Raw genomic sequence first — 18,783 nt, 5'->3', positions numbered from 1 at the left:
AAAGGAGAATGACTCATGATCCGCACCGCCATCTGGTTTATCACCTTTTTTGCCGTCTTACCGCTGACGCTTCCGTTCTATCCGAAAGCGAAACGGCTGACGCCGCCCGAACGTTACGCATACGTTCAAACCGTCGCCTATACATGGGCAAGCTTTCTACTCCGGATTGCCGGCGCTCGCGTCCGCGTTCACGGGCAAGAGAACATTCCGAATGAACCGGTCGTCTACGTCGCGAACCACCAAGGGAACTTTGATGTCCCGATCATGATCACGGCGACGAAACATCCGAAAGCGTTCATCTCAAAAATCGAAGTTCAAAAGTTCCCAATCATCCCACGTTGGATGGAACTGATGGGTTGTATCTTCATCGACCGCAGCGACCGCCGCCAGTCGATTAAAGCGATCCGCTCCGGCGTTGAGACGATTCAATCCGGCCAATCGATTATCGTCTTCCCGGAAGGCACTCGTTCGAAAGGCGGGCCGATTAAAGAGTTTAAAGCCGGCAGTTTGACGCTCGCCACATCAAGTGGCGCCAAGATTGTCCCGGTTGCCATTAAAGGCAGCCATCATTTGCTCGAGACGAAAAACCGCATCACCCCTGGGACGGTCGACGTCACCTTTTTACCGGTCATCGATCCTGCCGACGTCCCGAACAAAGAAATCGCCGCGCTTGCGGAGACGATGATTCGCCGCGTTGTTGAAGGAGAAGAGTCATGAGCTTATTAACGATTGAAGGTATCCATAAAGAATTTGCAGATAAAGTGTTATTCGATGACGTCACGATGACGATTCATCCAGGCAATCGCATCGGTGTGATTGGAGTCAACGGCTCTGGAAAATCGACGTTTTTAAAAATCGTCGCTGGCGTCGAGACGGCAGACCGCGGTTCGATGCAACACCCGAACGACTATCGGATTCGCTATTTGACGCAAACGGTCGATTTCGACTCGGGTCAAACAATTTTGGACGCCTTGTTCACAAGTGACACCCCATCCGTTCAAGCGTTGAAGCAATATGAACTGGCCCGCCAAGCACTCGAGGCGAACCCGACAAGTGAACAGTGGTTGGAACGCTTTATGAAAGCCCAACAAGCGGTTGATGCCGCCGATGCATGGGAGACCGAAGCCAAGTTGAAATCGATTTTGAACCGGCTCGGCCTTCCGGATGTGACGGCAGAAATCAGCTCGCTCTCCGGGGGACAACAAAAACGGGTCGCCTTGGCCGCCGCCTTACTCGACGAAGCCGACCTGTTATTACTCGATGAACCGACGAACGAACTCGACGCCGATACGATTGCTTGGCTCGAGACGGTCCTGGCCGATTATCGAGGTGCCATCTTACTCATCACCCACGATCGCTATTTCTTGAATCGGGTCACGAACCACATTCTTGAAATCGCCGACGGGACGAGTTATTTTTATGACGGCAACTATGAACTCTTCCTCGAGAAACGGGCCGAGCGTAAGGCCCGGTCGCATTCGATGGAGCAGAAGCGCCAAAACATTTTGCGCCGCGAGCTCGCTTGGTTGCGCCGCGGCGCCAAAGCCCGGACGACGAAACAGAAGGCGCGCATCCAACGCGTCGAAGAGTTGAAACATCAAGAGACACTCGCCGAGGATGAGGCGCTCGAAGTGTCTGTCGGGTCACGTCGTCTCGGGAAGAAAGTGATTGAAGTGGAGAACTTATCATTCGGCTACGACGACAAGTTGCTCATCCAAGACTTCACGTGGTTGTTCGGACGACGTGAGCGATACGGCATTGTCGGACCAAACGGTAGCGGGAAATCGACGCTCATGAACTTGCTCGCCCATCGCCTTCAACCGACGCAAGGGACGGTCGTCCATGGCGAGACGGTCCATCTCGGGTATTACGGGCAACAAGTCGAGTTTGAGGACACATCGCGCCGCGTCATTGACGAGATTGAACGGATTGCCCAAGTCATCTATACACCGGACGGCGAGACGATCACGGCTAGTCAGATGCTCGAACGGTTCCTGTTCACCCCGGACGCGCAATACAAACCGATTGCCAAACTATCCGGTGGCGAGAAACGTCGCCTCGTCTTGCTCCGGATTTTAATGGACGAGCCGAACGTACTGTTTTTGGATGAACCGACGAACGATCTAGATACGGAGACGCTGTCTGTTCTTGAAGACTATTTGGAGTCGTTCCCAGGTACGGTCATCGCCGTCAGTCACGATCGCTATTTCTTAGATCGGATTGCTGAGCAGCTCATCGCCTTTGAAGATGGGACGATAAACGTCTATCACGCCGAGTACAGTGATTATTTGGCCACACTCCAAGAACAGACGAAGCAACAAGTGAAGAAAGAATCGAAAGAGAAGAAAGAGCGCGTCAAAGTCGACGTCGTCAAATTCACTTTCAAAGAGCAGAAGGAATGGGAGACGATTGAGGAAGATATCGCTTCTCTCGAGTCCGAGATTGAAGCAGCGGAGGCTCGGCTCGCTATAGCCGGAAGCGACCTCGGCAAAGTGAATGAACTGTACGCCGATATTGCCGCGTTGAAAGAAGCACTCGATGCGAAGATGGAGCGTTGGGAATATTTATCGGAGATTGATGAACAAATTCAAGCACAGAAGAAATAAAAACAAGGATCACGCGTCGGCGTGATCCTTGTTTGTCGTATAACCATATACATGCACATCGTGCGCGCGTTCGCCTTGTCGCACATAGTGACGGAGCGTCCCTTCCCGCGAGAATCCGTTCTTTTCAAGCATTTGTTGCGACGCGACGTTCTCGGTGAAGACGACGGCCCCGACCCGTTCGATTTCGCCTGTCTGCCCGGCATAGCTTAACGCAGCGTGGAGCGCTTCGGTCGCATATCCGTGACGCCAATAGTTAGGGTGAATTTCGTAACCGACTTCGGCACGTCGATGCCGCGGCGCTCGGTTATGGAATCCAATCGTCCCAATCAAGTTGGACGACTCTTTCGTCACGATGCCCCAACGCATCACCGCACCGGATTCAATCCCTTCGAGCATCCCAGTAAGCATTTGTTCCGTCTCGGAAAGCGATGCATGAGGCTCCATTCCGTAGTAGCGCAAGACGTTTGGGTCTGAAAAGATGGTGAACAGCCGCTCGCTGTCTTTCAAATCGATCTGTCTTAACCGGAGTCGTTCCGTTTCAATCGTTGGAAGCATCCCGTTCACCCTTTACTGACGATATTATGTTGAAATGCATAGACGACAGCTTGCGTCCGGTCATAGACGTCGAGCTTCGTCAAAATGTTGGAGACGTGCGTCTTTACCGTCTTCAACGAGATGTATAGTTCATCGGCGATGACTTGGTTCGACTTTCCTTCTGCCATCAACTGCAAAATCTCACGTTCCCGGGCCGTCAGACTCTCGTGCAACGTCTTTTCCGGATGACGGAGCCGCTCGAGCATCTTGCCCGTCACTTGGGCGGCCATGACGGGATTGCCCGCTGCCGTTTGACGAATCGCATCAGCGATCTCATTGGCGTTTGCCGTTTTTAAGACGTAACTCATCGCCCCGGCCTCGATGACGGGATACACTTTCTCATCATCTAAGAAGCTCGTCACGACCAAGATTTTAGCGTCTTTCCAACTCGACTTGATCCGTTTTGTCGACTCGACCCCATCGACAGGTTCCATTACTAAATCCATCAAGACCACATCCGGCTTTTCTTGGATCGCGAGTTCCGCTCCAGTCGCGCCGTCCGATGCCTCTCCGACGACTTCGATGTCAGGCTGCGTCGACAAGAACGCCGAGACACCGGCCCGCACCATCTCATGGTCATCAATCAATACGACTCGAATCATTGTAACCCCTCCACTTGTTGTTTCACACGCACTTCAATCTGAGTACCGACGCCGGGCACACTGACGAGTCGTAACGTCCCGCCGACCTCAGCCGTCCTCTCTCTTATCGATTGTAAGCCATATGAGGCGACTTGTGTATCATCGACATTAAAGCCGATGCCATCGTCGTTTATTTTTAAGATGACCGTTTGTTGTACGGTCCGCATTTCAATTTCGAGTCGCTTCGCTTTCGCATGTCGAAGCGTATTGCTGATCGCTTCTTGAACGATACGGAACAGTTCATTTTCGGTGTGACGCGACAACTCGACTTCTTCGAGACGCCAGATGAGTTCGGTCGACTGTTTGCGCGACAGCTCTTCTAACAGTCGCTCGATGCCCGTCTTGAGCGTCATCCCTTCAAGCTCGACCGGACGAAGTTGCAATAAGAGCGAGCGCATTTCGGCCTGAGCCGTTTGCGCCATCACTTCGACTTGTTCGATTTGTTTGGCAGCCACGTCCGGCTTCGCCTCGATCGTCTGCTTGGCTGCCGTCGTCATCATCGAAATGGCGTACAGTTGCTGGCTGACCGAATCATGTAACTCTCGGGCGACACGGCGCCGCTCCTCAACGACGGCTTCACTGCGCGCTTCCTCGACACTGACAGGCCGGTCACCGACCCGTTTCGCCATCTCGACCATTTCTGCGCGCTGTTTCGAGATGCGTGCAATCCGTTCGAGTGTGTCGCGATAAGGCGACAGCGGACGGAACGTGATTTCTTTTTGATTCTCGAGCTTCCATAAGGCAATCGCCACTTCCCGGAAGTCACGGCGCAAATAAAAGTACGAACCGACCCCGAACACGCTGCCGATCAAGACGGCGATGACGAGGATAGACACACCGAAAGGCAACCCTTCTTCACGTGTGAACAAATCTCGGAGTGAAGTCGAGTCACCTATTAAAAATGCAATCGTGACGAACAGTGCCGTCAAGAGGCTGCTGAACAATTGATGCCAGACGACGGTCCGTGGATACGAATCCTTCTTCATACGGTCATCACCTCGACACTTCCGCTCATGAGCACGATATGAATCCGGACTTTTCGTGTCGCCGATGCGTAATCGTCCGATGCCGTATAGAAGCGACGGTTGAACACAGGCGAATAATTCGATTCGTCGACTTGAATCTTACCGAACCCGATTGAGGCGTCAATCGAGTAGTCGTAACCGGCCGGAATGAGAATCCGGATGTCTCCAGCGAGTCCATTCAATAGTAAGAACGTCTCTCCTTCCGGGATAATCGCGCGTGACAAGTCGAGTTCGACGTCACGCAACAAGAAAAATTCATTCGTGTCTTGGAGCACGTAGTGACCACTTTCTTTCGTCCCGAACGTAAACGCCTGTTCTTGCCGAATATGTGACTTAAATCGGCTCGATTCGAGCGGACGGTTCTTATACAACCGATAGCCGAACATGAGCAGTAAGCCCGACAACACAAAACCAAATGCCGCCGACGAAAAGATGAGTCCGACGAGCATGATGCCGCCAATCCCGTAAAAGATATAGCTGACCGGCTGATTGCCTTTGCGGCTGAAGCGCCGTCCGATATAAAGCAACAATAACGGGACGACCATGCTGAAGAGGACGCTGTTTCCACCCGTCACGATATCGATAAATAGTCCAATGGCAAACAAAATAATCATGAATCCGATGATTTGGCGTGTGTTCCAACGTTCCACGTTGCTTCCCCCTCTCTGACAGTATGTACAATGAAGCAAAGAAGCGATGGGCCAACTCATTCGCCGGACCATCGCTGAACCGTTGCGTCAGTCTTGTTTGAAACGACGCTCAAGTTCTTTTAGTTTTGCTTCGAAATCATCTTCATCCGCTGCATCGATTTTCTCTTCAGCGGCCGGTTCTTGCTTCTTCTCTTCTTCCGTGAACGGATGAGTCTTCGACGTCTCCGCTCCGAAGATTTGATCGAGCGCACCTTTCAATAAATCCAGGTTTTCTCGCATCGCGAACTCATAGCGTTTGTTTTGCATCTCATCGAGTTTCAGTCGCATCTCGAGGGCACGGCGCTCGAGGGCGTCGAGTTCACGCGCTCCTTCGTCGAGCAACCCTTCAAAGTAACGATACTGCTCACCGTAATGCTTCGACTCGAGTGCGGCCCGCTCCGCGAGTTTTTCTTCGCCCGCTTGTTTGGCGAGCTCGGTCTGCTCGTAACGCTTATCCGCCATCAGTTTAGCGTCATCACGTTTTGTCGCCAGCTCATCGAGGAGCGCTTTTTGACGTTCGACGAGACGTTCGACAGACATCGCTTCTTTTTCAGCACCACGGATGTGACGGTTCAACTCGGCCTCCCCGCTTGAACGCGGTGCCGAACGTGGACCCTCTTTATCTTGGAACTTCTTCATCTCTTTCGACAATTCTTTCGTCAACTCGTTAGCTAAATCACGAAACTGGTCAAATGGTGTTTTCATCATAATATCCTCCTTGTGAAGCTTAGCGACGGTTTACAAACTTCTGCCACACTTGATCAAACGATTGAAAGCTGCTCCGGTTCGCACGCGAGCCGTCCGCATTCAAAATCTCGACGTCTTGTTTTTGGTTGGCATACATCATATACCCTTTAAACAATACCCATGCCACCACAATCCCGATTAACGCCCAAATATTCGATAAAATTGTGATGATCCCGATCAAGGCAAGCGCGCCGTAACCGATTTTTGCGCCGACATGTGTCACGGCCATGAATCTGACTCCAGCCCACAGTGCTAAGAGCGCCCCCAAACCGAACATGATCATATTCGGTAAAAAGCCGATTAGAACGAGAACTAAAGAGATCGCGGCCACGATGAACAACACTTGTTTCACCTGGCGATTCATCTATCATCCCTCCTCGTTAAGTACACTCTTATCATAATACGTTATTTTTTATAGCGCGACGAGCGCAAGGCCCGTTTTCCCTCGGTCTGTAGACTGAGATGATAGCGTTCTCAAATCCTGTGCTATACTAGAGGCATCGAACAATGAAAGGATGATGTTTTATGAGTACCGTATTCAACGCAGTATATACCTTGTCAGCTAATCGGAGGGCGACTGTCCTCCATCACTAAGAGGAGGATTCTATTTGAATCAAACAACAATCACAACGGGGCGTGTCACGGCACAGTTCCAACATATGTACACGGTCACGACCGAAAATGCAGCTTACACGTGCAGCGTCACCGGGAAATTTCGACATGAGGCCGAAAGCGAGCGCGACTACCCGGTCATCGGTGACTTCGTCGAGTTCACCGTTCGCGAACACGGTCAAGGCGTAATTCGACGTCTCCTTGAACGGCGTACTGTCCTATCACGGGCAGCCGCCGGCAACGAGACGCGCGAACAGCTGATCTGTGCGAACGTCGACTTCATCTTAATCACGATGGCGTGCGGACACGATTTCAATCTGCGTCGGCTCGAGCGTTACTCGCTCGCCGCGTGGGAAACCGGCGCCACGCCGTTCATCGTCTTGACGAAATCGGACCAAGTCGACAACGCAGATGCACTTGTCGACGAACTTACGTTGACAGTGCCTGGGGTCGACGTCTTCCCTGTCAGTTCAGTCACTGGTGACGGCGTCGAGGCGTTGCGATCCGCACTGCCGAGCGGAAGCACCATCGTGCTCGTCGGCTCATCTGGTGTCGGGAAATCAACGCTGACGAACGCGCTCGCCGGGACGACCGTCGCCGAGACACAGGCCGTCCGCGAGAGCGATGAACGCGGCAAGCATACGACGACGCATCGCGAACTTTTCCGGATTGACGATTTGTTCGTCATCGATACACCCGGGATGCGTGAATTTGGCCTTTGGGACGGTGCCGATCATCTCGACGATACGTTTCGGGATATCGAGGCGCTCGCCGAGACGTGTCGGTTCCGGGACTGTTCGCACGGCAACGAACCGGGTTGTGCCGTCCGAGCCGCCATCACATCCGGAACGCTCGATGCGAAACGCTATCAAAGCTTCGTCAAACTCGAGCGCGAACTCCGCTACGCCGAAAAACGACAAGCGGAAGCGGCTCGTCTCGCCGAGAAGAAGAAGCGAAAAACGAAAGCTTAATCTACAAAGGGAGTCACAGAAATATTGTGGCTCCTTTGTCATTTCCCGAAATTTAGCATCAACTCCTATCAGCAATCCGACATTTGTGAACAATCGTTCAGAAATAGTTTGTCCGAATGCAGGTAAAACCCTCGAAAGTAAGCGGTTTCTCCGTTACAATGGACTCGTATTGTCACAGATTAAAATCGCTAATTATAGGGAGAGACTTATGAAAACATTGAACGAACGCGCACTCGAGATGCATGCCTTCCATCACGGAAAATTGGAAACGACACCGAAAGTCGATGTCGACACGAAAGAAGCGCTCAGCCTCGCCTACTCGCCTGGCGTCGCCGAACCGTGCCGTCGCATCGCTGAAGATAAAGAGCTCTCGTATGACTACACACTCCGCGCCAACACGGTCGCCGTCGTCTCGGACGGGAGCGCCGTGCTCGGTCTCGGCAATATCGGTCCAGAAGCCGCACTGCCGGTCATGGAAGGAAAAGCCGTCTTGTTCAAAAGCTTCGCCGGCGTCGATGCGTTTCCCATCTGTCTCGATACGCATAACGTCGATGAAATCGTCCGGACGGTCGAACTGCTCGCACCGACGTTTGGTGCCGTCAACTTAGAAGACATTAAAGCACCCGAGTGCTTTGAAATCGAGGCCCGGTTGAAACAATCGCTCCCGATTCCTGTCTTCCATGACGACCAGCACGGGACGGCCATCGTCGTCTTGGCCGGTCTCGTCAACGCGTTGCGCCTCGTCGATAAAACGATGCCTGAACTCCGTGTCGTCATGAACGGTGCCGGAGCCGCGGGCATCGCCATCGCCAAACTGTTGAAGCGTTTCGGTGTCGAGGACCTCGTCATCTGTGATACGAAAGGCGCGATTTACGAAGGACGCGTCGAGGGGATGAACCCGTTCAAAGATCAAATCGCCAAAGCGACGAATCGGAAGCAACACGAAGGATTGCTCGCCGACGTGCTTCAAGGTGCCGACGTCTTTATCGGTGTCTCGGCGGCCGGGGCCGTCACGGAAGACATGGTCCGCTCGATGGCCGTCGATCCAATCATCTTCGCTCTGGCGAACCCGATTCCGGAGATTATGCCAGACCTCGCGACAAAAGCCGGGGCGCGTGTCGTCGCGACCGGCCGTTCCGATTTCGCCAACCAAGTGAACAACGTCCTCGCCTTCCCAGGTATTTTCCGGGGCGCACTTGACGTTCGCGCCAGCGAAATCAATGAGGAGATGAAGGAAGCGGCCGTCCACGCGATTGCCGATTTATTGACCGAAGAAGATTTGGCGAACGGGGTCGTCATCCCAAGCCCATTCGATGAACGAATCGCACCGGCCGTGGCGGTCGCGGTTGCCAAAGCTGCCGTCGAGACCGGCGTCGCCAAACGTCCGCTCGATGAGGCCGCCATCCGTCAGCACGTCAGTCAAAAACATTTGTAATCCAAAAACTGCGCAGACCATGACGGTCTGCGCAGTTTTTTAAACGGTTCCTTGTAAAATCCCTTCCGCCCATTCGACTTCTTCCGTCGTCGGGGGTTTAATTCCTTTGAGCGGATAGTCGAGACCGAGCGCCTCCCATTTATAGACGCCCATCTCATGGTACGGCAAAATTTCGACTTTCTCGACGTGGTCGAGCTTTTGAATGAACGCTGCCGTGCGGCGGAGCGCTCCTTCATCAAGTGTCCATTCCGGGACGAGGACGTGGCGAATCCACATTTTCGTTCCGCGCTCGGATAAATGTTCAGCGAGCGCGAGCGTGTTGACGTTGCTCCGTCCTGTCAGTTTCTTACACATGTCATCGTCGATATGTTTGATATCAAGCAACACGAGATCCGTATGGTCTAAAATTGCATCCAAGTTAGGGGGACGAAGTGCACCGGACGTGTCGAGTGTCGTATGAAGCCCGTGTTTCTTCGCTTCACGCAAGAGCGCCTCTAAAAACTCTGGCTGCGCGAGCGGGTCGCCCCCAGAAATCGTGATGCCGCCTTTTGACGCTTCCATGAACGGACGATAGCTGAGCGCTTCTTGAATGACGTCCTCGGCCGAACGATGGTTATTCTTTTTGAAATCCCACGTGTCAGCATTGTGGCAATACAAGCAACGAAGCGCACAACCTTGTAAAAAGACGATAAAACGAATTCCCGGGCCGTCAACGGTTCCAAACGATTCGACCGAGTGTACATATCCCATTGTCATCGAAATGACCTCCTAACGAATGAGCGGCCCTCGAGTGAAGGCTGCCAAGCCTTTGTTTACAATGAACCGTGGAACGTCCGGTTGATGACGTCGATTTGTTGTTCGCGCGTCAACTTGATGAAGTTGACCGCATAGCCAGAGACGCGGATGGTGAGCTGTGGATATTCTTCCGGATGCTCCATCGCATCGAGCAACGTTTCACGGTTGAAGACGTTGACGTTCAAGTGATGTCCTTTATGCTCGCCGCCCATATAACCGTCAAGGAGCGCCGCCAAGTTGAGTTCACGGGCCACTTCTTCTTTACCGAGCGCTTTCGGTACGATTGAGAACGTGTATGAAATTCCGTCTTGCGCGTGTTCGAACGGGAGTTTCGCGACTGATGAGAGCGACGCAGCTGCCCCTTTTGTATCGCGGCCATGCATCGGGTTCGCACCTGGTGCGAACGGTTCGCCGGCGCGACGTCCGTCCGGTGTGTTCCCTGTCTTTTTGCCGTAGACGACGTTTGATGTGATCGTCAAGACCGATTGCGTATGGAGCGCGTCGCGATATGTTTTATGCTTGCGTACTTTTTGCATGAACGATCTCGTAAGTTCAACGGCGATTGCATCGACACGGTCGTCGTTGTTGCCGAATTTAGGGAAATCGCCTTCTGTCTCGAAGTCGACGGCAATGCCTTGCTCGTTGCGGACCGGTTTCACGGTCGCATATTTGATGGCTGAAAGACTATCCGCCGTAACCGAGAGGCCGGCGATGCCACATGCCATCGTCCGTAAAATCTCAGGGTCGTGGAGCGCCATCTCGATTCGTTCGTACGCATATTTATCATGCATGAAGTGGATGACGTTGAGCGTGTTGACGTAGAGCTCGGCGAGCCAATCGAGCGTCCGGTCGAAGTCAGCATATACCTTGTCGTACGTGAGCACGTCTTCGGTGTTCATCTCCCAAACCGGAGCGATTTGGTCACCGCTCTTCTCATCGCGGCCTCCGTTCATGCTGTAAAGCAGTGCTTTCGCCATGTTGGCGCGGGCTCCGAAGAATTGCATCTGTTTCCCGATTTTCATCGGTGACACACAGCAGGCGATGCCATAATCGTCGCCGAACTCTGGAAGCATGAGGTCGTCGTTCTCATATTGGATAGCGGACGTCTCAATCGACATCTTCGCACAATATTGTTTGAAGCCTTCTGGCAATTTCGTCGACCAAAGCACCGTCAAGTTCGGTTCTGGTGCTGGTCCGAGGTTCGAAAGTGAATGCAAGAAGCGGAACGAGCTCTTCGTCACGTTCGAGCGTCCGTCTTCGCTCATCCCACCGATTGACTCGGTCACCCATGTTGGGTCACCTGAGAACAATTCGTTATAGTCTGGTGTGCGTAAGAATTTGACGATCCGGAGCTTCATAATGAAGTGGTCGACGATTTCTTGGACATCCGACTCGGTCAAACGACCCGCTTCGATGTCACGCTCTGCGTATACATCAAGGAATGTCGAGACACGTCCGAGTGACATGGCGGCACCGTTCTGTTCTTTGACGGCTGCGAGATAAGCGAGGTAAACCCATTGATATGCCTCTTGTGTATTTTCCGCCGGCCGGCCGAGATCAAACCCGTACGCCGCACCGAGCTGTTTCAACTCTTGGAGGGCCCGGAGCTGTTCAGACATTTCTTCCCGTGTCCGAATGTCAGACTCTGATAAGAAACCGCCACGGTTCGCCAAGTCTTTTTTACGTGCGGCAATCAAGAAGTCTAACCCGTACAAGGCAACGCGACGGTAGTCGCCGATAATCCGTCCACGGCCATAGGCATCAGGAAGTCCTGTGATAATCCCTGACTTCCGTGCTGCTCGCATCTCAGGTGTATACGCATCGAAGACACCTTGGTTATGCGTTTTGCGGATTTCCGAATAAATCTTTGTGATTTCAGGATTCGGCTCGAAGCCATACGATTCAAGTGCAGCGTCGACCATCCGGATGCCGCCGTTCGGATGAATCGAACGTTTGAACGGCTCGTCCGTTTGAACGCCGACCACTTTCTCCAGCTCTTTGTTTAAGTATCCTGGTCCGTGCGAGACGATTGTCGATGGGTTGTTTTGATCGACTGCCCAAACACCACCGCGTTCGCGCTCTTCTTTCGTCAATTCCATCACTTGTGCCCAAAGACGATTCGTCGCTTCGGTCGGTCCGACGAGGAAACGGTCGTCTCCTGTGTACTCATGTCGGTTCAAACGGATAAACTCACCGACGTTCACTTCATTCGTCCACTGCCCAGGTACAAATCCTGACCAGGCTGATTTAATTTCGGTTGCCATTGTGGGTCACTCCTCATAGTTGAGATAACTGCGTGCTTTCTATAAGTTGAGTGTACGTGAAAACGTGAACATTATGTTTTACATCCTTGTGAAAGTTGTAACAATCTCATGAACGTTGGCGTGAAGCCATTTTTGTAAGCGCTTTAAATTCTGTTATAACGTATTTCTCATTAACTATGAAACAGATAAATCACGTCACGACGCGATTCAAGTCGATTCTGTATCATCTGAATTCGGATGTGACGATTTGTACAGTTTTTAGTGTGATGTATATCACGACTCAGGGATAGAACTTGAATTTTTGCCTTACATCGGACACAATGAAGGCAGAACATTGTAGAAGAGGAAGGGGTTCTTCCCATGACGTACGAATTATTGACAGCTGATCACGACTTGAAAGCCGGTGACCGCATCTCCCTTAAAGTAGAAGCGAACGGTGAACAACGTGATGGATTTATCACAGAATTTGAAGACGCAGGTTTTTGGATTCGGTTTGACGACGACATCGAAAACGAGGATTTTATCGATTACCGCGATAACTTGCTCGCTGCGCTCATCTCGCGCCCGATTGACGTGGCAGCGACATATCCAGAGCTCGCCTCATACGAACGGTTGACGAAAGAATTGCAGTATCGTGTCTATCAAGGCTTCACCGTTGAAGGCGTTGAGGCGTCGGCTGACCAAATCGATGTGCATATCAAACTCATCGAGGACGGACAGACGTTCACACAGACACTTCGCTCTTCATTCGACCAAGACACGGAACATGTTCGCTATATTTAAAACAGGGAGCACTTATGCTTCCTTTGTTTTTGCCCCACGATAAGGAGAAATGATATGAACTTTACAAAACCATTTATTAACGAAGCCTGGGATCGCCTTGGCTTCACTGAACCAATGCCGGTCCAAGCAGAAGCGTTCCCGCTTCTGTTGGACGGTAAAGACGTCACGATTGAAGCGCCGACAGGTACCGGGAAGACGCTTGCTTATTTGTTACCCGCCATTGAAAAAATCGACGCATCGAACGACCGAATTCAAGTCGTCATCGTCGCGCCGACGCGTGAGCTCGTCATGCAGATTCAAACAGTCGCGCAACGATTTACCGAGAAAGGTGATGTCCGCATAGCTTCATTTATTGGCGGTGTCGAATTGAAACGTCAAATCGATCGCTTAAAGAAAAAGCCGCATTTGATCGTCGGGACACCAGGCCGACTCGTCGAACTGATCGACAAGAAAAAATTGAAGCTTCATGAGACGCACACGATCGTCCTCGATGAAGCCGACCAAATCATCGACAGCGGATTGACAGAAGCCGCCGAACGCATCATCAAGCACACGGCGCACGAACATCAAATCGCCCTCGTATCGGCAACGCTCACAGACACGCTTCAAGCATGGGCGGCCCCGTTCTTAAAGGAGCCGGCACACGTGAAAATCGAACGAGCCGTGAGCAGTCAAGTGACGTACGGCTACATGTTGACGACACGCCGCTACAAGCCGGAATTGCTTCGTCGTTTGTCACACGTCAACGGTGTCAAAGCGCTCGCTTTCATCAACAACCGCTCATTCTTGCCACCACTCAGAGGCGAACTCGATAAAATGAAAGTGAACTACCGGATGCTCGACAGCCTAAAAGGGAAACGTGAACGTGTCGAAACGCTTCGCGAATTCCGTAAAGGCGACTATCCGCTCCTCATCACGACAGGTCTCGCGGCCCGTGGTCTCGACATCGAAGAAGTGACGCACGTCGTCCACTTCGATTTGCCAGAATCGATTGACGACTTCATTCACCGCTCGGGCCGGACGGCACGCGGGAATGCGGCCGGGACCGTGCTCTCGCTCGTGACGGATGAAGACTTGACGCACTTGAAATCGTTCGCCCGCCAACTCGGCGTCGAATTGAAAGAACTCGAGATTTATCGTGGCGACGTCATCGAGAAACGGATCGAGGATAAACCGCCGGTCGTGAAGCGTCCTGCGAACAAACGAGGACCGCGCCGATGAAAAAAGAGCGGAAAGTAATTCCATTCCCTTTGCTTGTAGAAGAGTCCGAATTGCTGGCCGAGCTGAAAAAGTTGTATGAGCAAGCCGCTCTCGCGCGCAGCACACATTGGACGAACTATATTCAAGAGATCGCCTCGGAAGGCACATGGCAGTTGAAAGACGCCGAGCTATTCCGCGACCTGTTCATCGACTGGGCCGTCTTCTTCGAGACGGACGAGGACGGGATGACACCGCACGGCCGCTACTTGGCAGATCAAAAAGCCGACATGTCCCCTGCCTTGTATCACGCGCTCCGTGGCTTGGCGGTCCCGCGTTGCTCGGTGTTTGAAGTGACCGAGGAAGGACTGCGCGACTGGGAGACGAAAGAGACGTATCGCGTCAATCTCCCGGAAAAACGTGAGGTCGGTGACATCATGCTCGGCAAGCTGCTCGATATCCGAGGCAGCTGGCGTTTCGGGTCGGCGTTCCTCGCTCTTCCGGCGAAAATGGCCGGTAACGTATCGGACCTGTATATCGACTTCACCGATGAGGTCGGTCCGGGTGCGTTCCTCGATCAGTTCCCAGAGTTCTGCGCGGAACTAATTGACATGTTGCTCGATTTAGAAGACGGGGTCATCGTCCCGAAACCATCAAAATAACCGAGAGGCGGTCGCCTCTCGGTTATTTGTTATTGTAGATAATATTTCGTGTTGGACACCAACGCTTTCGCCGCATCGTTCGTCGCCTTCACGACAGCGCTCGAGATGGCTTTTCCATCTTGATAGACGTCAATGACGGCCCCTTCTTTCGTCGGGCGAATATGATACAGTTGGTTATCGACATACCAAGTCGTGCCGACCGAACCATCGATGACTTGTCGCGTCGATTGCTTTCCAGTCTTCAAGTCGACAACGAATTCGGTCCCATCTTCCTGCAAGACGATTAATTGATCCTCATAGACGGTTGCGCCCCACATATCCCCTTCAGCTTTTAACTCGACGACACGCTTCTCTTCGGTGTCATAGGCATACACGCCTGGACGTTCCGTCTCGTTCGTGTACGTCTGACCATCTTCGGTTATCGTTTCGTATGTCCCAAGACGTACCGGGAGGAAACGATTATCGGCTGCGATGGTCATCCGGTTCTCATCGTAAAACCTGGATGTTCCGACAACACTAGAAATAAAGCCGTCTTCTATTGAGATTTCTTCAAGGGTGATTTCAACCGCCCCTTCATCAAACACGGCGATTTTTGTTGCTGCTTGTCTATCATAACCGTCACTATAAATCAAATGAACACGACCATCTTGAACGAATATGCCGTGCCAGTTCCCTTCCATGACTTCCACTGCACCGCTAACATTTGACGGGAACGTCGTCGTGGCAATGTCGTTGCCTTCGGTTCGGAAAAGAATGATTTCATCGTTTCCTTTTTGTCCGATGCCGACATACTCCTCTTTCGTGCGTAACGATTGGGTGAAACTAAGGTTTGTCATTTGACGATAGAACTTTCGCATCGTAGGATTGACCCGTTCGCGTTGTTTAAGCGCTTCTTCGACGTAATTTAAATGGGTCGTCACTTCACTACCAGACCGGGTGATTTCAAACCGTTCCTGGACCTCATCCTCGGTTTCATAAAAGGCTTGTATTTTTTGATTTTCCCATACACTTTCATTCGTTTTGACATCGAGCACCCACTCCGCCGTTGATGCTTTCGAATCAATGGCGAACGTACCGAGCCCGATGATGACGACCGCACCGAGCGCGGCCACATTCCACATTCGTTTCATCTGCTCACCTCACACACTTAATTTCTTCGTCAACTGACGATGGCCAATCCAAACGACCCCAATAAACCAAATCACTAAAATAAGAGTGAAGACGGCCAGCGTCTCTTCCATGAACAGATAGTTCTCAATGATAAAGAACCCAATCATCGGCACAACTACGACAACCCCAATCATCAATAAGGCGAGGAACGGCGCCCACACCGTCCGTTGCCACAGGCTCCGTTCAATCAACACAAATTCGAAGATGAATAAGACGGCGATGGCAATTAATACTTGATGGACAAAGAAGTTGAACAGTGACGCCGGGAACATGACCGAGAGCGCCCCATCGTAGCCGATGGCCTGTTCGAAGGAGCCACTCATCGGAATCATTTGCGAGTCCAACCAACTCGAAAACGCTATGTACTGGAGTTTGAGCGCAATCCACTGGACGGAGAACAAGCCAAGGATCATCAACGTCATCGTCACTAGCTTCGCACTGAAGACGAGCATCCGTTGTTGCGGCATGAGCAATAGGCGCATCATGAACGTCCCACGGCCTTGGAAGTCACGGTACCAAATCCAAAAACTGAAGAATACCATCGCCGTGACAGCCACCCCAATCGACAAGATGAACGGTGTGCCACCAAGATAATTCCCGAACGTCAAAGTGTAATCCGGCGTTCCAGCACGACGCATTTCTTCATACATATTCGTTTCGCTCCATAGGAAGACGCCGAGCCAGGCGAACTGGGTGACGACGAGTAAGGTGATTAAGATGAGATACGGTTTCGTCAACCGCTCGACTTCCCATCCGAGTAGTTTCAACAAATTCATGCGCCATACTCCTCTCTCATGACATCGACAATAGACTTCCCATGAATGAAGCGGACGTCCTCGACGTCGAACTCACGAACGATCCGGCCGCTGTTCAACATGACGGCCTTGTCGACCAAGTATTCGATATCTTCAATCTCGTGCGTCGTAATCAAGACGCCGCGGTCTTCCATAATGTCACTCGAGAACAACTCGACAATTTGTTCTTTCGAGAACACGTCGATGCCCGAGAACGGTTCGTCGAGCAATAGATAGTCCGGATCTTGGGCAATCCCGAGCGCCAAATTCACTTTAGCGAGCGTCCCTTTCGACAGCTCATTCAACTTGTCCTCTGGGAACAGCTTGAACTCGTCGACGAGACGGGCGAACAATTTCGGGTCGAACTTTGGATAAAAGTCTCGCATGAACGCCTCGCACTGCTCAATCGTGAAGTGAATCGGGAATGTCGAGTGGTCCGGTACGAACGCAACGCGATTCAAATCAATCGGTTTGCCGTCGACGAGCACCGTTCCCTTGTCGAACGGCGTCAGTCCCATGATGCCTTTTAAAATCGTCGATTTCCCAGTACCGTTCAATCCGATCAAACACGTGATTTCCCCTTTTTGGGCCGTAAACGACACGTCTTCGATGACTTGTTTTTTGCGGTAACGTTTCTTAACTCCCAGTACTTCGATCATCGAGATTCCCCTCTCCGTATTGTCGTTTGATTTTATCGACAAGCTCATCCATCGTGACGTCAAGTTCTTGAATCGATTCGACGAAGACAGCGACCGCCTCATCGACAAGTTCCGTGCGGATGCGTTTCAAGACATGTTCATCGGTCGTCACGCGGCTCGGACGGTTCCGTTCGGTCGTAATCAATTGTTGTTCCTCCATTTCCTTGAACGCCTTTTGGACGGTGTTCGGATTGATTTTCAGTTCGGTCGCGAGCTCGCGTCGCGACGGCATCTCTTCGCCCGCCTGCAGTTCGCCAAGCGCCATCTTCTTTTTGAAGTAATCGACGACTTGAATGTAAACCGGGGCTCTCGTGTTGAATTGTATGATCATGTTGTCACCTCTCTAAGTGTATGATGCGACTAATACACTACCCAACTGTATTATCACCATAGTACACTAACGGAGTCAACAGTTTTTTCCAAAACAAAAACGCATCCCCTATAAATGGATGCGTCAACTAGATGGAACGATTCGATCGGCCTGGGCTTGCGGGTTGATCGTTTTGATGTAATGCGCTTCTCCCGGCCAATACCGGCGTTCGTACTTAGCAAGTCGCTCCGATAAGTCGCCGATATACGTATCACGATTCAAGACCCGTTCATACCGGACATCCCGCGGACAGTCGAGATAGACGATGTAGTCAAAATAAGTGCGCCACTCGTCCCGCAATAAGAATATCCCTTCGATTAAGACAAGTGCGTTCGGATCAATCTCGATTGTTCGCATGTTGACCGCGTCCTGGTCTCGCTCATAATACGGCAACGTCAAATTCGTCTGCCCTTCCCGAAGCGGTTTGAACAATGTCTCCACGAGCAAGTCGATGTCCCATTGGAGTTCATAATATTCCATCGCCTCCGACTGTCCCGTCTCGTAACGCCGGTGCCGCTCGACGATGTAGTCGTCAATATGTAACACCACTTCATTCGTTGCAATCCCGCGTAGTTGTTCGACCATCGTCGTCTTCCCTGCCCCGCTCAACCCGTCGATTGCGACGAGGAACGGCCGATCCGGCTCGCGTCTAACATATTCACGGTGAATATCTGCACGAAGTAGCTCCATCTTTCCATCTCCCCACATGAAAAAGTCAGCCCCGCTAGCG

At 51.9% G+C, this 18,783-nt stretch carries 20 protein-coding genes; 7 read left to right on the top strand and 13 right to left on the bottom strand.

Going from position 1 to position 18,783, the window contains the following annotated elements:
* Nucleotides 1–15 precede the first annotated feature (15 nt).
* Both KNP80_RS06765 and KNP80_RS06760 read left to right on the top strand, forming a co-directional pair.
* Complete coding sequence (locus KNP80_RS06765) at nucleotides 16–717, top strand: lysophospholipid acyltransferase family protein (RefSeq protein ID WP_021067795.1); 702 nt, start codon at nucleotides 16–18, stop codon at nucleotides 715–717.
* Nucleotides 714–2,606 (top strand): ABC-F family ATP-binding cassette domain-containing protein, encoded by a 1,893-nt coding sequence (locus KNP80_RS06760; RefSeq protein WP_214833230.1) that lies wholly within the window; start codon nucleotides 714–716, stop codon nucleotides 2,604–2,606. The genes KNP80_RS06765 and KNP80_RS06760 overlap by 4 nt, the downstream gene beginning before the upstream one ends.
* Nucleotides 2,607–2,615: 9 nt before the next feature.
* Here KNP80_RS06760 and KNP80_RS06755 read toward each other — a convergent pair whose 3' ends face one another.
* From KNP80_RS06755 to KNP80_RS06730, 6 genes are all read right to left on the bottom strand, one after another.
* The gene (locus KNP80_RS06755) at nucleotides 2,616–3,161 is read right to left on the bottom strand and encodes a GNAT family N-acetyltransferase (RefSeq protein ID WP_214834338.1); all 546 of its coding nucleotides are present in this window, start codon (nucleotides 3,159–3,161) and stop codon (nucleotides 2,616–2,618) included.
* Between the two features lie 5 nt (nucleotides 3,162–3,166).
* Nucleotides 3,167–3,802 (bottom strand): response regulator, encoded by a 636-nt coding sequence (locus KNP80_RS06750; RefSeq protein ID WP_214719871.1) that lies wholly within the window; start codon nucleotides 3,800–3,802, stop codon nucleotides 3,167–3,169.
* Nucleotides 3,799–4,827 (bottom strand): sensor histidine kinase, encoded by a 1,029-nt coding sequence (locus KNP80_RS06745; RefSeq protein WP_021067799.1) that lies wholly within the window; start codon nucleotides 4,825–4,827, stop codon nucleotides 3,799–3,801. Before KNP80_RS06745 ends, KNP80_RS06750 begins: the two co-directional genes overlap by 4 nt.
* The gene (liaF, locus tag KNP80_RS06740) at nucleotides 4,824–5,516 is read right to left on the bottom strand and encodes a cell wall-active antibiotics response protein LiaF (protein ID WP_021067800.1); all 693 of its coding nucleotides are present in this window, start codon (nucleotides 5,514–5,516) and stop codon (nucleotides 4,824–4,826) included. The genes KNP80_RS06745 and liaF overlap by 4 nt, the downstream gene beginning before the upstream one ends.
* Nucleotides 5,517–5,603: 87 nt before the next feature.
* The gene (locus KNP80_RS06735; protein ID WP_021067801.1) at nucleotides 5,604–6,260 is read right to left on the bottom strand and encodes a PspA/IM30 family protein; all 657 of its coding nucleotides are present in this window, start codon (nucleotides 6,258–6,260) and stop codon (nucleotides 5,604–5,606) included.
* A 22-nt stretch (nucleotides 6,261–6,282) separates the two neighbouring features.
* Entirely contained in the window at nucleotides 6,283–6,666 is a 384-nt protein-coding gene (locus KNP80_RS06730) for a lmo0954 family membrane protein (protein ID WP_214719870.1), read from the bottom strand.
* Between the two features lie 244 nt (nucleotides 6,667–6,910).
* On the opposite strand from KNP80_RS06730, the gene rsgA reads away from it, so the two are divergent.
* Both rsgA and KNP80_RS06720 read left to right on the top strand, forming a co-directional pair.
* Nucleotides 6,911–7,885 (top strand): ribosome small subunit-dependent GTPase A, encoded by a 975-nt coding sequence (gene rsgA / locus KNP80_RS06725; protein ID WP_214719869.1) that lies wholly within the window; start codon nucleotides 6,911–6,913, stop codon nucleotides 7,883–7,885.
* Nucleotides 7,886–8,093: 208 nt separating this feature from the next.
* Nucleotides 8,094–9,320, top strand: coding sequence for an NAD(P)-dependent malic enzyme (locus KNP80_RS06720; protein WP_021067804.1), 1,227 nt, complete (start codon nucleotides 8,094–8,096; stop codon nucleotides 9,318–9,320).
* A 39-nt stretch (nucleotides 9,321–9,359) separates the two neighbouring features.
* Here the strand turns inward: KNP80_RS06720 and pflA are convergent, their stop codons facing one another.
* Nucleotides 9,360–10,076: a pyruvate formate-lyase-activating protein gene (gene pflA / locus KNP80_RS06715; RefSeq protein ID WP_021067805.1), complete on the bottom strand. Its 717-nt coding sequence runs from the start codon at nucleotides 10,074–10,076 to the stop codon at nucleotides 9,360–9,362.
* A gap of 56 nt (nucleotides 10,077–10,132) precedes the next feature.
* Complete coding sequence (gene pflB / locus KNP80_RS06710; RefSeq protein WP_214834335.1) at nucleotides 10,133–12,379, bottom strand: formate C-acetyltransferase; 2,247 nt, start codon at nucleotides 12,377–12,379, stop codon at nucleotides 10,133–10,135.
* A gap of 360 nt (nucleotides 12,380–12,739) precedes the next feature.
* On the opposite strand from pflB, the gene KNP80_RS06705 reads away from it, so the two are divergent.
* From KNP80_RS06705 to KNP80_RS06695, 3 genes are read left to right on the top strand one after another with little or no spacing between them, the layout of a single operon-like run.
* The gene (locus tag KNP80_RS06705; RefSeq protein ID WP_214719866.1) at nucleotides 12,740–13,162 is read left to right on the top strand and encodes a hypothetical protein; all 423 of its coding nucleotides are present in this window, start codon (nucleotides 12,740–12,742) and stop codon (nucleotides 13,160–13,162) included.
* 54 nt (nucleotides 13,163–13,216) lie between these two features.
* Complete coding sequence (locus KNP80_RS06700) at nucleotides 13,217–14,383, top strand: DEAD/DEAH box helicase (RefSeq protein ID WP_021067808.1); 1,167 nt, start codon at nucleotides 13,217–13,219, stop codon at nucleotides 14,381–14,383.
* Nucleotides 14,380–15,021 carry a hypothetical protein gene (locus KNP80_RS06695; protein ID WP_214719865.1) on the top strand — a complete coding sequence of 214 codons (642 nt, stop codon included), beginning with the start codon at nucleotides 14,380–14,382 and terminating at the stop codon, nucleotides 15,019–15,021. Before KNP80_RS06700 ends, KNP80_RS06695 begins: the two co-directional genes overlap by 4 nt.
* Nucleotides 15,022–15,050: 29 nt before the next feature.
* On the opposite strand, the gene KNP80_RS06690 is transcribed toward KNP80_RS06695, so the two are convergent.
* The 5 genes from KNP80_RS06690 to KNP80_RS06670 form a co-directional block, all read right to left on the bottom strand.
* Nucleotides 15,051–16,151 carry a hypothetical protein gene (locus tag KNP80_RS06690; RefSeq protein WP_214834333.1) on the bottom strand — a complete coding sequence of 367 codons (1,101 nt, stop codon included), beginning with the start codon at nucleotides 16,149–16,151 and terminating at the stop codon, nucleotides 15,051–15,053.
* Between the two features lie 9 nt (nucleotides 16,152–16,160).
* A complete protein-coding gene (locus tag KNP80_RS06685; RefSeq protein WP_214834330.1) occupies nucleotides 16,161–16,967 on the bottom strand; it encodes a hypothetical protein in 807 nt (268 codons plus the stop codon).
* Nucleotides 16,964–17,644 (bottom strand): ABC transporter ATP-binding protein, encoded by a 681-nt coding sequence (locus tag KNP80_RS06680; protein ID WP_214834327.1) that lies wholly within the window; start codon nucleotides 17,642–17,644, stop codon nucleotides 16,964–16,966. The genes KNP80_RS06685 and KNP80_RS06680 overlap by 4 nt, the downstream gene beginning before the upstream one ends.
* Complete coding sequence (locus KNP80_RS06675) at nucleotides 17,622–18,014, bottom strand: GntR family transcriptional regulator (protein WP_034808399.1); 393 nt, start codon at nucleotides 18,012–18,014, stop codon at nucleotides 17,622–17,624. The genes KNP80_RS06680 and KNP80_RS06675 overlap by 23 nt, the downstream gene beginning before the upstream one ends.
* A gap of 123 nt (nucleotides 18,015–18,137) precedes the next feature.
* Entirely contained in the window at nucleotides 18,138–18,743 is a 606-nt protein-coding gene (locus KNP80_RS06670; protein WP_214834324.1) for a kinase, read from the bottom strand.
* Nucleotides 18,744–18,783: the final 40 nt, after the last annotated feature.

The organism is Exiguobacterium sp. E4787 (genome assembly GCF_018618375.1).
In the GTDB taxonomy this organism is placed as follows: Bacteria; Bacillota; Bacilli; order Exiguobacteriales; family Exiguobacteriaceae; genus Exiguobacterium; species Exiguobacterium chiriqhucha.
Note: the sequence above shows the minus strand (reverse complement) of the source record. Positions and strands in the feature narration are given on the sequence as shown.

Excerpts from the sequence above, each read along its gene's own strand:
- KNP80_RS06765 (WP_021067795.1), top strand. The coding sequence starts at position 16 with ATGATCCGCACCGCCATCTGGTTTATCACCTTTTTTGCCGTCTTACCG.
- KNP80_RS06760 (WP_214833230.1), top strand. The coding sequence starts at position 714 with ATGAGCTTATTAACGATTGAAGGTATCCATAAAGAATTTGCAGATAAA.
- KNP80_RS06755 (WP_214834338.1), bottom strand. The coding sequence starts at position 3,161 with ATGCTTCCAACGATTGAAACGGAACGACTCCGGTTAAGACAGATCGAT.
- KNP80_RS06750 (WP_214719871.1), bottom strand. The coding sequence starts at position 3,802 with ATGATTCGAGTCGTATTGATTGATGACCATGAGATGGTGCGGGCCGGT.
- KNP80_RS06745 (WP_021067799.1), bottom strand. The coding sequence starts at position 4,827 with ATGAAGAAGGATTCGTATCCACGGACCGTCGTCTGGCATCAATTGTTC.
- KNP80_RS06735 (WP_021067801.1), bottom strand. The coding sequence starts at position 6,260 with ATGAAAACACCATTTGACCAGTTTCGTGATTTAGCTAACGAGTTGACG.
- KNP80_RS06730 (WP_214719870.1), bottom strand. The coding sequence starts at position 6,666 with ATGAATCGCCAGGTGAAACAAGTGTTGTTCATCGTGGCCGCGATCTCT.
- KNP80_RS06720 (WP_021067804.1), top strand. The coding sequence starts at position 8,094 with ATGAAAACATTGAACGAACGCGCACTCGAGATGCATGCCTTCCATCAC.
- pflA (WP_021067805.1), bottom strand. The coding sequence starts at position 10,076 with ATGACAATGGGATATGTACACTCGGTCGAATCGTTTGGAACCGTTGAC.
- pflB (WP_214834335.1), bottom strand. The coding sequence starts at position 12,379 with ATGGCAACCGAAATTAAATCAGCCTGGTCAGGATTTGTACCTGGGCAG.
- KNP80_RS06705 (WP_214719866.1), top strand. The coding sequence starts at position 12,740 with ATGACGTACGAATTATTGACAGCTGATCACGACTTGAAAGCCGGTGAC.
- KNP80_RS06700 (WP_021067808.1), top strand. The coding sequence starts at position 13,217 with ATGAACTTTACAAAACCATTTATTAACGAAGCCTGGGATCGCCTTGGC.
- KNP80_RS06695 (WP_214719865.1), top strand. The coding sequence starts at position 14,380 with ATGAAAAAAGAGCGGAAAGTAATTCCATTCCCTTTGCTTGTAGAAGAG.
- KNP80_RS06690 (WP_214834333.1), bottom strand. The coding sequence starts at position 16,151 with ATGAAACGAATGTGGAATGTGGCCGCGCTCGGTGCGGTCGTCATCATC.
- KNP80_RS06685 (WP_214834330.1), bottom strand. The coding sequence starts at position 16,967 with ATGAATTTGTTGAAACTACTCGGATGGGAAGTCGAGCGGTTGACGAAA.
- KNP80_RS06680 (WP_214834327.1), bottom strand. The coding sequence starts at position 17,644 with ATGATCGAAGTACTGGGAGTTAAGAAACGTTACCGCAAAAAACAAGTC.
- KNP80_RS06675 (WP_034808399.1), bottom strand. The coding sequence starts at position 18,014 with ATGATCATACAATTCAACACGAGAGCCCCGGTTTACATTCAAGTCGTC.
- KNP80_RS06670 (WP_214834324.1), bottom strand. The coding sequence starts at position 18,743 with ATGGAGCTACTTCGTGCAGATATTCACCGTGAATATGTTAGACGCGAG.